Raw genomic sequence first — 12,016 nt, 5'->3', positions numbered from 1 at the left:
CCATCGGACCTGCGCCGTTGCTCTCTCCACTCCTCATTCCGGAGCGCCCCCGGAATGACGGCAGAGTCGGAGAAGGAGTGCGCCTTGCGTCACGTGCGCACCCCATCGTGACGAACCTCACCAATGAAAAAGGCCGGCAACATGTGCCGGCCTTCATCAGATCAGATCGATCGCAGCAAGATCAGGCCTGGCTCGCGATCTCCTTGCCGAGCGCGGATTGCGCGGCGGCGAGGCGCGCGATCGGCACGCGGTAGGGCGAGCACGAGACGTAGTTCATGCCGACCTTGTGGCAGAACGCCACCGAGGCCGGATCGCCGCCATGCTCGCCGCAGATGCCGACCTTGAGCGTGGGCCGCGTGGCGCGGCCGCGCTCGACGCCGATCTTGACCAGCTCGCCGACACCCTCGCGGTCGATCGAGATGAACGGATCGATCTCGAGGATGCCCTTGGCGACGTAGGCGCCGAGGAAGCTGCCGGCGTCGTCGCGGCTGATGCCGTAGGTGGTCTGCGTCAGATCGTTGGTGCCGAACGAGAAGAACTCGGCGGCTTCCGCGATCTGGCCGGCCATCAGCGCGGCACGCGGCAGCTCGATCATGGTGCCGACCTGGTACTCCAGCTTGGCGCCGGTCTCGCGGATCACCGCCTGCGCCATCGCGTCGATGCGCGCCTTGACCAGATCGAACTCGGCCTTGGTCGCGATCAGCGGCACCATCACCTCGAGGCCGACGGCCTCGCCGGTGCGCTTCTCGGCCTCGACCGCCGCCTCGAAGATCGCGCGCGCCTGCATCTCGGCGATCTCCGGATAGGCGATCGCCAGGCGGCAGCCGCGGAAGCCGAGCATCGGGTTGAACTCGCTGAGCTCACGGGCGCGGTCGGCCAGGCGACGCGGATCGGTGTTCATCGCGCGCGCGACTTCCTCGACCTCGGCCTGGGTGTGCGGCAGGAACTCGTGCAGCGGCGGATCGAGCAGACGGATCGTGACGGGAAGCCCCTTCATGATCTCGAACAGCTCGACGAAGTCGGCGCGCTGCATCGGCAGCAGCTTGGCGAGCGCGGCGCGGCGCTCCTGCTCTTCCTCGGAGAGGATCATCTCGCGCACCGTGCGGATGCGCGTCTCCTCGAAGAACATGTGCTCGGTGCGGCACAGGCCGATGCCCTCGGCGCCGAACTTGATGGCGGTGCGCGCATCCTCCGGGGTGTCGGCATTGACGCGCACGCCGGTCTCGCGCACGGCGTCCGCCCAGCCCATCAGGGTGCCGAACTCGCCGGACAGCTCCGGCTCGATCATCGGCATGCGGCCGGCCAGCACCTGGCCGACGGAGCCGTCAATGGTGATGACGTCGCCGGTCTTGAAGGTGCGCGAGCCGATGCTCATCGTGCCCCGGCCGTAGTCGACGCGGATGGTGCCGCAGCCGGAGACGCAGGGCTTGCCCATGCCGCGCGCGACGACGGCGGCGTGCGAGGTCATGCCGCCGCGCGTGGTCAGGATGCCCTCGGCGGCATGCATGCCGTGGATATCCTCCGGCGAAGTCTCGATGCGGACCAGGATCACCTTGCGACCGTCGGCCTGCAGCTTGGTGGCTTCGTCCGAGGAGAACACGATCTCGCCCGAGGCCGCGCCCGGCGAGGCCGGCAGGCCGGTCGCGACCACATCGCGCTTGGCGGCGGGATCGATGGTCGGGTGCAGGAGCTGATCGAGCGAGGCCGGGTCGACGCGGAGCACGGCATCGTTCTCCGAGATCAGGCCCTCATTGGCGAGCTCGACGGCGATGCGCAGCGCCGCCTTGGCGGTGCGCTTGCCGCTGCGGGTCTGCAGCATCCACAGCTTGCCGCGCTCGACCGTGAACTCCATGTCCTGCATGTCACGGTAGTGCTGCTCGAGCAGCGTGTAGATCCGGGTCAGCTCCTTGAACGCGTCGGGCATCGCGACTTCCATCGACGCCTTGTCGGAGCCGGACTCGACGCGGGCATCCTCGGTGATGTCCTGCGGGGTGCGGATGCCGGCGACGACGTCCTCGCCCTGCGCATTGATCAGGAACTCGCCGTAGAGCTTGCTCTCGCCGGTCGAGGGATTGCGGGTGAAGGCGACGCCGGTGGCCGAGGTGTCGCCCATGTTGCCGAACACCATGGCCTGGACGTTGACGGCGGTGCCCCAGGATTCCGGGATGTCGTGCAGCTTGCGATAGGTCACCGCGCGCGCGTTCATCCAGGATGAGAACACCGCGCCGATGGCGCCCCAGAGCTGGTCATGCGGGTCCTGCGGGAAGTCCTTGCCGGTCTCGGTGGCGACGGCTTCCTTGTACTTGCCGACCAGCATCTCCCAATCCTCGGACGAGAGGTCGGTGTCGAGCTGATAGCCCTGGGCGTCCTTGAAGCTGTCGAGGATGTCCTCGAAATGATGGTGCTCGAAGCCGAGCACGACATCCGAATACATCGTGATGAAACGGCGATAGCTGTCGAAGGCGAAGCGGCGATCGCCCGACAGCGACGCCAGCGCCTCCACCGTCTGGTCGTTGAGACCGAGATTGAGCACGGTGTCCATCATGCCCGGCATCGAGGCGCGGGCGCCGGAGCGCACCGAGACCAGCAGCGGGTTCTCCGGATCGCCGAATTTCTTGCCGGTCAATTTGCCGATGTAGTCGAGCGCCTTGTCGACCTGCGACTGCAGCTCCTTCGGGTAGGTCTTGTCGTTGGCGTAGAAGTAGGTGCAGACCGAGGTCGGGATGGTGAAGCCCGGGGGCACCGGCAGGCCGAGATTGGCCATCTCGGCCAGATTGGCGCCCTTGCCGCCGAGCAGATCGCGCAGACCGGCCTTACCTTCGGCCTTGCCGTCACCGAAGGTGTAGACCCACTTGTTCGGCTTGATCGCGGTGGCCGCGCTCTTGGCCGGGGCCTTTGCCGCCGACGCCTTCGCAGCCTTGGCGACCGGCCTGGCAGCCGTTTTGGCCGGCTTCTTCGGAGCGGTTTTCACTGGCGCCTTCGGTGCAGACCTGGGCGCGACCTTGGCCGGGGCCTTGGCAACGGGCTTCGACGCCGTCTTGAGCGCCTTGCGCGGCGGAGCGAGTGCTGCGGTCTTGGCCTTGCCCGGCTTGGAAGGCTTTGATTTCGCTGTAACTTTCTTAGACTTCGCTACCGCTTTGGCCATGAGGTGCTTCGATCCGCAAATGGGAGGAGAAATCGCGCGCCTTACACCACTTTGGGCGCTGCGGCGCAAGCTCGAGGGTTCCCGACCTTGGGACTAGAAGTGCAGCCACTTCAGCAGGCCCATGCCGATCAGGCCATTCAGGATGAGGAAGATCGCAACGATCAGGTTCAGCAGGCGCGGCATGATCAGGATCAGGACGCCGGCGATCACGGACATGATCGGCGAGATATGGGCAACGGTCAGGGTCATCGACGAGCTCTGAATGATTGAAGGACGAGGCTGGGACGATTCGATTTGGCCGGACTTTATCCTGGCCCATCGTGGCGGAATAGGAGACGCACGGCACGAGTTCCGGTTCCCCCACCACTGGATCTGCCGCAAAAATGCCGCCGGTTCCACCGTCCGCCGCGCGGAACGATGATCTGTTGCGGGCATTGGGAAGCAGGTGCCGGCACGCGCCGGTCTCTCTCAGCGATCAACAGCTCAGGAGTCCCGTCCATGCGAACCCATCTCACCCTTGCTGCCCTCGTGGCCGCAGTCGTGATTCCGGCGACCGCACAGGCGCAATCCTACACGACGGGCGTCGGCCGCAGCGTCGTGGTCGAGGAGGACGCTCCAGTGATCACGGTCGAGCGCCGGCCGGAGTTTCGCGAATATGTCGTCCGCGAGCGCGTTCCCAACTATGTGATCCCCGATCGCGTAGTTGTTGGCGCCGTGCTGCCGGAGTCCGGTGTTACATATTACGACGTTCCGCAGCGCTTCGGCGCGACACCTTACCGATACACCGTGGTGAACGGCGAAACTGTTCTCGTCGAGCCGCGATCCCGGCGGATCATTCAGGTGGTTGAGTAGTTATAGAGCTGCATTTGGTCGCCAACGCCCCCGCAAGCGGCCAGATGTAAAAGGCCCTGCCCGGTTCCCCCCGCCGGGCGGGGCTTACTTTTGTGGGATACCGCTTCTGGTCGTCATCGCGAGCGCAGCGACGCGATCCAGGGGCCACACAGACAGTCTGCCGTCGGAGCCCCTGGATTGCTTCGGCGCAAGAGCGCCTCGCAATGACGAGCCAGAGGATGCAGCGCGGCGCGCCTGCACTCAACCGGCCTTCTTCACCACCATGCGGTGAATGATCTTGCCTGAGGACTTACTGACGACCTGCTCGTCGAGCAGCGTCGTATCTCCTGCAAAGACCGCGCGGATGGTTGCGAGGTCGACCACCGCATAGAGCCGGCCGTGCCCATCGCGCTGATCGGCCTGCTCCGTCACCCGCCAGCTCAAATACAGGACGCCACCGGGCTTCGTGATCGCGCGCATCCGCCGCACCGACGGCACCACGTCGCTGCGATCGAGATGCATCAGCACGGTCTCGCACAGCAAATTGTCGAAGCTTGCATCCGCGATGCTGGCGAGGGCAGGCAGTTCGGCATGCGTGAACGACGCGTTCGGATAGCGCGTGCGGGCTTCAGCCAGCAGTCCCTCCGACGCGTCGAAACCTTCCGCAGGATACCCGTTGGCATTCAGCCAGCCGACCTCGCGGCCGCTGCCGCAGCCGATGTCCGCGGTGCGGCCACCGGACACGAGGAAGCGCCTGATGATGGCGTGGAGATCGGCCGGCGCCGGCTGCGCATGCCAGTCGGCCGCGAACGCCGCCGCCTCACGGTCATAGGCGGCGAGCGTCGGGTGGTCCATCCTCAGCCCTCGATCTTGGAGAAGTCCGCGACCGCGCGCGTAGCGCTACGGATCTCGTTCAGCAGCCTGAGTCGGTTCTCGCGGATGGCTGCGTCGTCGTCGTTGACCTTCACCTTGTCGAAGAACGCATCGACCGCCGGACGCAGCTTCGCCATGGCACGCATCGCCGCGGCGAAGTCCTCCTTGGCGACGGCGGCGCCCGCTTCCGCAGCGACCTCGCCGATCGCCTTGGCCAGCGCCTTCTCCTCGTCGAGCTTGTAGAGCGCGGCATCCGGCGCACCCTCGAACTTGCGCTTGTCCTTCTTCTCCTCGATGGCGAGGATGTTGGAGGCGCGCTTGGTGCCAGCGAGCAGGTTCTTGCCGTCGTCGCTGTCAAGGAACTTGCCGAGCGCCTCGACGCGGCGGACGACCATCAGCAGATCGTCCTGGCCGCCGAGCGCGAACACGGCGTCAACGAGATCGTGGCGGGCACCCTGCTCGCGCAGCTGCACCTTGAGGCGGTCGGCGAAGAAGGAGAGCAGATTGATGCAATCTGCCGATCCTTTTTCGAAATAGAACAGCTCGACTGCCTTCTCAAAACTTTCTTCGCGAGCTTCAAGAATTTTGTCGGCGATCGCTGGCTCAAACAATCCTTCGAGCGTCGCAAAATGCGCCCGAAAATTTGCCGAGCTGAACCGGAAGATTCGTGAAGATACTTGCCGATGAGCTGCCCGGCATGTGTCTACCAATTTTAGCCTAAGACCATTTTCGACGACAAGTCGTATTACACCTAGCGCCGCGCGCCGCAGCGCATACGGGTCTTTAGACCCCGTCGGCTTCTCGTCGATCGCCCAGAAGCCGACCAGCGTATCGAGCTTGTCGGCGAGGGCCACGGCCACCGCGACCTTGTCGGTCGGCACACGATCGCCCGGTCCCTGCGGCTTGTAGTGCTCCTCGCAGGCAGCAGCGACGGAGGCGTCCTCGCCCTGGGCCAGCGCGTAGTACTTGCCCATCAGGCCCTGCACTTCCGGAAACTCGCCGACCACTTCCGTCAACAGATCGGCCTTGGCAAGCTTCGCCGCACGCGCGGTCTTTGCGGGATCGGCGCCAACCAGCGGCGCGATCGCGGCGGCGAGCTTCTCGATCCGGGCGATGCGCGCGGCCTGGGTGCCGAGCTTCTCGTGGAACACGATCTGCTCGAACTTCGGCAGCCGGTCCTCGAGCTTCGTCTTGAGGTCGGTCTCATAGAAGAACTTCGCGTCCGACAGCCGGGCGCGGATGACGCGCTCGTTGCCGGCGATGATGGTCTTGCCGCCGTCGGTCGCCTCGATGTTCGCGGTCAGGATGAATTTTGGCGCGAGACCTCCGGTCTTGGGATCGCGGACCACGAAGCATTTCTGGTTGTTGCGAATGGTGGCGCGGATCACCTCGCCAGGGACCTTCAGATACTCCGGATCGAAGGAGCCCATCAGCACCACCGGCCATTCGACCAGGCCCGCGACCTCATCGAGCAGCACGGGGTCCTCGACCAGCTCATAGCCTTGCGCAAACGCGAGCTGCTTGGCGTCGGTGACGATGGTGTCTTTCCGCCGGTCGGGATCGAGCACGACCTTGGCGTCGAGCAGCTTCGCCTCGTAATCCTCGAAGCGGCGCACCGAGATCGGCGCGGGCGCCATGAAGCGGTGGCCGAACGTGGTCTGTCCCGCCTCGATGCCGTCGACGGCGAAGCTGATCACGTCGGGCTCCTCGGTCTCCAGGCCGAAGGTCGCGGTGATCGCGTGCAGCGGACGCACCCAGTTCAGCGCACCAGGCTTTTCCGAGCGCTTGCCCCAGCGCATCGATTTCGGCCACGGGAATGTGCGCACGATCACCGGCAGCATCTCGGCGAGCACGTCGAGCGTGGCGCGGCCGGGCTTCTCGATCAGCGCGACGTAGAAGTCGCCCTTCTTCGGATCGCGCTGGATCGTGGCCTCCTCGATCGAGGACAGGCCGGTTGCTTTCAGAAATCCCTGGATCGCCGCGTCAGCGCCGCCCACGCGCGGACCCTTGCGCTCCTCTTTCAAATCAGCCTGCCGCGCGGGAATGCCGTGCACGGTCAGCGCCAGCCGCCGCGGCGTCGCGAACGCCTTGGAGCCTTCATAGACGAGCCCTTCGGCGACCAGCTTGTCGGTGACCATGCGGCGCAGATCGTCGGCCGCCTTGGCCTGCATGCGCGCGGGGATTTCTTCGGAGAACAGTTCGAGGAGAAGGTCGGGCATGTCTCAAGTCTCTCTGCACGAAGAACCACCTTCCCCTGGAGGGACAGGCCATCGCGAATTGCTAAACTCGTGGAAAGCAGCTTGCCTCCCACCGTCCTTCGAGACGCCCGGCGAAGGCGGGCTCCTCAGGACGAGGTCTGATTTTGCGGCGAGATCCGAAAGACCCTCATGGTGAGGAGCGCCGCCGGCGGCGCGTCTCGAACCATGAGGCCCCGGACGCAGCCGCGTTCGTTCTATCCAGCGCCCGCCCCGCCCGCTTCCGTATGCAGCCAAGCCTCGCCGCAGGCCTTGGCAAGCTCGCGGACGCGCAGGATGTAGCTCTGGCGTTCGGTGACGGAGATGACGCCGCGGGCGTCGAGCAGGTTGAAGACGTGGCTGGCCTTGATGCACTGGTCGTAGGCCGGCAGCGCCATCTGGTGCTCCCGGCGATTGCCGTCACGCCAACCGGCGTCGAGATATTTGCGGCAGGCGCCCTCGGCCATCTTGAACTGCTCGAACAGCATGTCGGTGTCGGCATGCTCGAAATTGTGCCGCGAATATTCGCGCTCGGCCTGCAGGAAGACGTCGCCATAGGTGACCTTGGCGTCGCCGTCGCGGCCGTTGAAGTTGAGGTCATAGACGCGGTCGACGCCCTGGACGTACATCGCCAGGCGCTCGAGCCCATAAGTGAGCTCGCCCGCGACCGGCGCGCATTCGAAGCCCGCGACCTGCTGGAAATAGGTGAACTGCGACACTTCCATGCCGTCGCACCAGCACTCCCAGCCGAGCCCCCAGGCGCCGAGGGTCGGGCTCTCCCAATCGTCCTCGACGAAGCGGATGTCGTGCACGGCGGCGTCGATGCCGATCGCGCCGAGCGACTTCAGGTACAGCTCCTGGAGGTTCGGCGGCGACGGCTTCATGATCACCTGGAACTGGTAGTAGTGCTGCATCCGGTTCGGATTCTCGCCGTAGCGGCCGTCCTTCGGCCGCCGCGACGGCTGCACGTAGGCGGCATTCCACGGCTTCGGCCCGAGCGCGCGCAAGGTCGTCGCCGGGTGGAAGGTGCCGGCGCCCATCTCCATGTCGTAGGGCTGCAGGATCACGCAGCCCTGCTCGGCCCAGAACCGTTGCAGGGCCAGGATGAAGCCCTGGAACGAACGTTCGGGGCGCATGTGCAGAGGCAGCGAGTCCATCGTCGGTATCGGTCTTTCGCAGGCGTCGGAAAAGCGCGCGGACCGTATCGGCGGGGCCATCAGGAATCAAGGCAATAGGGCCCTCGAAACGACGGCGACGTCCCGTCGTTCGAAGGTCGGCGGAGCGTGTCAGCCCGGCCGGTAGGCGCCGGTGACGGGATCGCGGCGCAGAGTCTTGATCTCGGCGGCCCGCGCGGCCTCGGCGACGCGTGACAGCCGCGCCTCTTCGAGCTCGCGGTTGATCTTCTGCGCGGCCTTGTAGGCCCAGCGAACCACGGCAAGCCCGCCCAGCATACCCGCGAAAGCAACGAACGGCGGCATTGGTCGATCCTCGTTCATGAACAGAGCCACCCCGATTCCCATTGTCGCCGATCCCAGTTCCCCCCGCAATCGGATTGCGAGGGGCGAAATGGCGCGCCCCCCGGGTTCTAGAACCCGAAACGAGCCCAGATCGCCCGGGTTTCGACCGCGGAGATCAGCTCCTCCGCTAGCCCGGTCCAACCGATCCCCAGGCTCCCGGCGCCTGCCGCCCGCCGTCCGAGCAGCCCGGACAGCAGGCCGCCGGCGGGCGCCACCACGGGCATAGCGACCTTGTCGCCGAAGCGGGCGCGGAGCACCGCGCGGAGGTCGCCGATGGCGTCCGCCAGCCCCAGCGTGACGGCGCTGTCGCCGGCCCAGTACTCGCCGGTGAACAGCACATCGTCGGCGCCCTTCAGCCGGGTGGTGCGGCTCTCCTTGACCAGCGAGATGAACAGCGCGTGGATCTCGCGCTGGATCTTCTTCAGCCGCGCCACGTCGTCGGGATTCTCCGGCAGGAACGGATCGAGCATCGCCTTGTGCTCGCCGGCGGTATAGAGCCTGCGCTCGATGCCGATCTTCTTGATCAGGTCCTGCAGCCCGAACGAGCCGCCGACCACGCCGATCGAGCCGAGGATCGAGGACGGATCGCAGAAGATCTCGTCGCCGGCGCACGCAATCATGTAGCCGCCGGACGCCGCGACATCCTCGACGAACACCAGCACCGGCAGCTTCTTCTCCGCCGCGAGCTGGCGGATGCGCAAGTAGATCTGGCGCGACTGCACCGGCGAGCCGCCCGGCGAATTGATCACCAGCGCCACGGCCTTGGCGTTGCGCATCGAGAACGCCCGCTCCAGCACCTTGGCGACGCCCGCGAGCGTCAGCCCCGGCCGCAACGGCGTCACCGCGCCGATCACGCCGGACAGACGGACGACCGGCACCACCGGGACGCCGCGCAGCCGCGCCGGAAGCAGCGCCTTCAGCCGATCGAATAGCCCGGCTGCATCGCTGGGTTGTGTCAAATTGTCCACCATTCAGTTACCTCGGATTTACCATTTTTTATCGCGCCGCTGCCATCCAAAGGGCTGGAACGAGCCTTGCAATGACCTGGGCAATTGCACGGCGAGCACAAGGTGCAGAGTGCGGCGGAGGAATACATGAAGGTCTACCTGTTGATGCTGCTGATCGGTACTCTATTGACTGCGATCCGTTTCACGAGGGTAACCGAACGCCAGTCGGAAGCTCAGACGCAATAACGCCCGACCACGATCAACCGTTCAGGGGGTGCTCAAGGCCAGCGCCCCCTGCCCCGACAGCACGCGCACGGCCTCGTCATTCGGCACACCTGCCACCTCATTCAGCACCACTCCGGCGAGAATCTGGGTCGGCGCCCGCCCTCCCTTAACGGCCCGGACCAGGATACGGATCGCCGGCTTGCCCGCCTGGCCATGAACCGGTTGAACGGCAAGACTGCCGAAGCCGCGCGCCAGCGCCGCGACCACCTCGCTCAAACCATCGGCCCGCCAGATCAAGGTCAGCACGCCGCCGGATTTCAGCATCCGCCGCGCGGCATGCGTCCAGATCTCCAACGTCGTCGCCGTTGCCATGTGCGCGGTCGCGCGCGCGGCGTCGGGCGAGGCACGGTGACGGGCAACATCGTGGAACGGCGGATTCATCAGCACGACGTCGACACTATCGGGCCCGAGCCCTGCGGCAGCGAAAGCAGCCGCGTCCGCGGCGACGTCCAGCGCCACGACCTCCGCCGGCAACGCATTGGCGCGTGCGTTGTCGCGCGCGAGCCGCGCCAGATCCGGCTCGCGCTCGACCAGCGTCAAGCTGAGACCGCCCACGCGCCGGGCCAAGGCCAGCCCGGCCGTCCCCACGCCGGCACCGAGATCGACCACGCGATCGCCCGAACGCGCGGCCGTCGCCGCCGCCAGCAGGATTGCGTCGTGGCCGGCGCGATGGCCCGTCGTGGGCTGCCGCAGCCGCAATTGGCCGCCGAGCACGGCGTCCTCCGAAATGTCGACAGCGTCACTCATCAGGGCGCAGTTCATGCGCCAGACCGGCGTCGGTGAGAAGCCGCCGGGCCTGGAGAATGTCGTCCTCATGCACGAGGATCCGCCGCGGCAGGATGCCGAGCGAGCCCTCGATGATGCTCATGTTCTGATCGAGCACGAGGTGATGGATGTCGGCGCCGTCGAGCAGCGCCCCTATCGCCGAAACCAGCACGATATCATTGGTCCGAACCAATTCCTTCAATCGTTATGTCTCCATGCGGGCCTGGGTCAAGAAGGGCTTGGGTCAAGAAGAAGGCTTGGGTCAACAAGGCCTGGGTCAACAAGGCCTGGGTCAAGGTTCCGTGTCTGCCCTTGCCGCCTGCGGCCGCAGTTTCTATTGTCGTTTCGAGCATAGCAAAATCGGAGACCAGAGTGGCGGTTATCGTACCTTTCGAGAGTCCATCGGGAGCCTCCATCGATGGGCTGGTCGCGCTGGTCGCAGCCGACATGGAACGGGTCAACGCTACGATTTTGTCGCGCACCGGGTCGGACGTCACGATGATCCCGGAGGTCGCAAACCACCTGATCTCCTCCGGCGGCAAGCGGCTGCGGCCGATGCTGACGCTGGCGATGGCTCATCTCACCGACTACACCGGCGACGGTCACGTCAAGCTCGCCGCGGCCGTCGAGTTCATGCACACGGCGACGCTGCTGCATGACGACGTGGTTGACGAGAGCGAAATGCGCCGCGGCAAATTGTCCGCGCGCATGCTGTGGGGCAACGAGGCCAGCGTGCTGGTCGGCGACTTCCTGCTCGGCCAGGCGTTCCGCATGATGGTCGAGGTCGGCTCGCTGCGCGCGCTCGACATTCTCTCCGCCGCTGCCGCCACCATCGCCGAGGGCGAGGTGATGCAGCTTGCCGCCGCCAAGAACACCGCCACCACCGAGGACGAATATCTCGCCGTGATCCGCGGCAAGACCGCCGAGCTGTTCGCCGCGGCCTGCGAGGTCGGGCCGGTGCTCGCCGATCGGCCCAAGGCCGAGCAGACCGCCTCGCGGTCCTTCGGCATGAATCTCGGCATCGCCTTCCAGCTCGTCGACGACGTGCTCGACTATGGCGGCAAGGCCGCCAAGCTCGGAAAGAATGTCGGCGACGATTTCCGCGAGGGCAAGATCACGCTGCCGGTGGTGCTCGCGTTCCGCCGCGGTAGCGACAGCGAGCGTGCCTTCTGGATCAAGGCGCTGGAGCGCGGCGAGATCAGCGATCACGATCTCGACCATGCGATCGGGCTGATGAACAAGCACCGCGCCCTGGAGGACACGATCAGCCGCGCGCATCACTATGGCGCGATGGCCGTCGATGCGCTGGCGCTGTTCCCGGCCTCACCGATGAAGACCGCGCTGGAGCAGGTGGTGGCGTTCTGTCTGGCCAGGTCGCATTAGTTGCTTCTAGCGACTGCCGCTGCGACTGCGGTGCTC

At 65.9% G+C, this 12,016-nt stretch carries 11 protein-coding genes; 2 read left to right on the top strand and 9 right to left on the bottom strand.

Annotation, left to right across the window (positions count from 1 at the left end):
- Window positions 1–181: 181 nt before the first annotated feature.
- Together ppdK and ACQR1X_RS01835 are read right to left on the bottom strand one after the other, a co-directional pair.
- A complete protein-coding gene (gene ppdK, locus ACQR1X_RS01840; protein WP_315802838.1) occupies window positions 182–3,145 on the bottom strand; it encodes a pyruvate, phosphate dikinase in 2,964 nt (987 codons plus the stop codon).
- Between the two features lie 93 nt (window positions 3,146–3,238).
- Window positions 3,239–3,394, bottom strand: coding sequence for a DUF3096 domain-containing protein (locus ACQR1X_RS01835; RefSeq protein ID WP_012042558.1), 156 nt, complete (start codon window positions 3,392–3,394; stop codon window positions 3,239–3,241).
- Between the two features lie 249 nt (window positions 3,395–3,643).
- Between ACQR1X_RS01835 and ACQR1X_RS01830 the strand changes: the two genes are divergently transcribed.
- Complete coding sequence (locus ACQR1X_RS01830) at window positions 3,644–3,997, top strand: DUF1236 domain-containing protein (protein ID WP_316238244.1); 354 nt, start codon at window positions 3,644–3,646, stop codon at window positions 3,995–3,997.
- 240 nt (window positions 3,998–4,237) lie between these two features.
- Here ACQR1X_RS01830 and ACQR1X_RS01825 read toward each other — a convergent pair whose 3' ends face one another.
- The 7 genes from ACQR1X_RS01825 to ACQR1X_RS01795 all read right to left on the bottom strand — a co-directional run bounded on the left by ACQR1X_RS01825 (window position 4,238) and on the right by ACQR1X_RS01795 (window position 10,799).
- Window positions 4,238–4,831 carry a class I SAM-dependent methyltransferase gene (locus ACQR1X_RS01825; RefSeq protein ID WP_434898225.1) on the bottom strand — a complete coding sequence of 198 codons (594 nt, stop codon included), beginning with the start codon at window positions 4,829–4,831 and terminating at the stop codon, window positions 4,238–4,240.
- Window positions 4,832–4,833: 2 nt separating this feature from the next.
- Window positions 4,834–7,068 carry a glycine--tRNA ligase subunit beta gene (glyS, locus tag ACQR1X_RS01820; RefSeq protein ID WP_434898224.1) on the bottom strand — a complete coding sequence of 745 codons (2,235 nt, stop codon included), beginning with the start codon at window positions 7,066–7,068 and terminating at the stop codon, window positions 4,834–4,836.
- 233 nt (window positions 7,069–7,301) lie between these two features.
- Window positions 7,302–8,240 (bottom strand): glycine--tRNA ligase subunit alpha, encoded by a 939-nt coding sequence (locus tag ACQR1X_RS01815; protein WP_315802834.1) that lies wholly within the window; start codon window positions 8,238–8,240, stop codon window positions 7,302–7,304.
- A 129-nt stretch (window positions 8,241–8,369) separates the two neighbouring features.
- Window positions 8,370–8,561 (bottom strand): hypothetical protein, encoded by a 192-nt coding sequence (locus ACQR1X_RS01810; protein WP_315802833.1) that lies wholly within the window; start codon window positions 8,559–8,561, stop codon window positions 8,370–8,372.
- A 107-nt stretch (window positions 8,562–8,668) separates the two neighbouring features.
- Entirely contained in the window at window positions 8,669–9,571 is a 903-nt protein-coding gene (locus tag ACQR1X_RS01805; protein WP_315802832.1) for a S49 family peptidase, read from the bottom strand.
- Window positions 9,572–9,814: 243 nt separating this feature from the next.
- Window positions 9,815–10,579, bottom strand: a complete 765-nt coding sequence (locus tag ACQR1X_RS01800; RefSeq protein ID WP_315802831.1) for a tRNA1(Val) (adenine(37)-N6)-methyltransferase — start codon at window positions 10,577–10,579, stop codon at window positions 9,815–9,817.
- The gene (locus ACQR1X_RS01795) at window positions 10,572–10,799 is read right to left on the bottom strand and encodes a DUF2007 domain-containing protein (RefSeq protein ID WP_315802830.1); all 228 of its coding nucleotides are present in this window, start codon (window positions 10,797–10,799) and stop codon (window positions 10,572–10,574) included. Before ACQR1X_RS01795 ends, ACQR1X_RS01800 begins: the two co-directional genes overlap by 8 nt.
- A gap of 170 nt (window positions 10,800–10,969) precedes the next feature.
- Here ACQR1X_RS01795 and ACQR1X_RS01790 point away from each other — a divergent pair, with 170 nt between their 5' ends.
- Window positions 10,970–11,980 carry a polyprenyl synthetase family protein gene (locus ACQR1X_RS01790; protein ID WP_315717243.1) on the top strand — a complete coding sequence of 337 codons (1,011 nt, stop codon included), beginning with the start codon at window positions 10,970–10,972 and terminating at the stop codon, window positions 11,978–11,980.
- Window positions 11,981–12,016: the final 36 nt, after the last annotated feature.

Source organism: Bradyrhizobium sp. HKCCYLRH3073 (genome assembly GCF_051167995.1).
Lineage (GTDB): Bacteria > Pseudomonadota > Alphaproteobacteria > Rhizobiales > Xanthobacteraceae > Bradyrhizobium.
This window is presented reverse-complemented; position numbering and strand designations above follow the sequence as displayed.

Excerpts from the sequence above, each read along its gene's own strand:
- ACQR1X_RS01830 (WP_316238244.1), top strand. The coding sequence starts at position 3,644 with ATGCGAACCCATCTCACCCTTGCTGCCCTCGTGGCCGCAGTCGTGATT.
- ACQR1X_RS01825 (WP_434898225.1), bottom strand. The coding sequence starts at position 4,831 with ATGGACCACCCGACGCTCGCCGCCTATGACCGTGAGGCGGCGGCGTTC.
- glyS (WP_434898224.1), bottom strand. The coding sequence starts at position 7,068 with ATGCCCGACCTTCTCCTCGAACTGTTCTCCGAAGAAATCCCCGCGCGC.
- ACQR1X_RS01800 (WP_315802831.1), bottom strand. The coding sequence starts at position 10,579 with ATGAGTGACGCTGTCGACATTTCGGAGGACGCCGTGCTCGGCGGCCAA.
- ACQR1X_RS01810 (WP_315802833.1), bottom strand. The coding sequence starts at position 8,561 with ATGCCGCCGTTCGTTGCTTTCGCGGGTATGCTGGGCGGGCTTGCCGTG.
- ACQR1X_RS01805 (WP_315802832.1), bottom strand. The coding sequence starts at position 9,571 with ATGGTGGACAATTTGACACAACCCAGCGATGCAGCCGGGCTATTCGAT.
- ACQR1X_RS01835 (WP_012042558.1), bottom strand. The coding sequence starts at position 3,394 with ATGACCCTGACCGTTGCCCATATCTCGCCGATCATGTCCGTGATCGCC.
- ACQR1X_RS01815 (WP_315802834.1), bottom strand. The coding sequence starts at position 8,240 with ATGGACTCGCTGCCTCTGCACATGCGCCCCGAACGTTCGTTCCAGGGC.
- ppdK (WP_315802838.1), bottom strand. The coding sequence starts at position 3,145 with ATGGCCAAAGCGGTAGCGAAGTCTAAGAAAGTTACAGCGAAATCAAAG.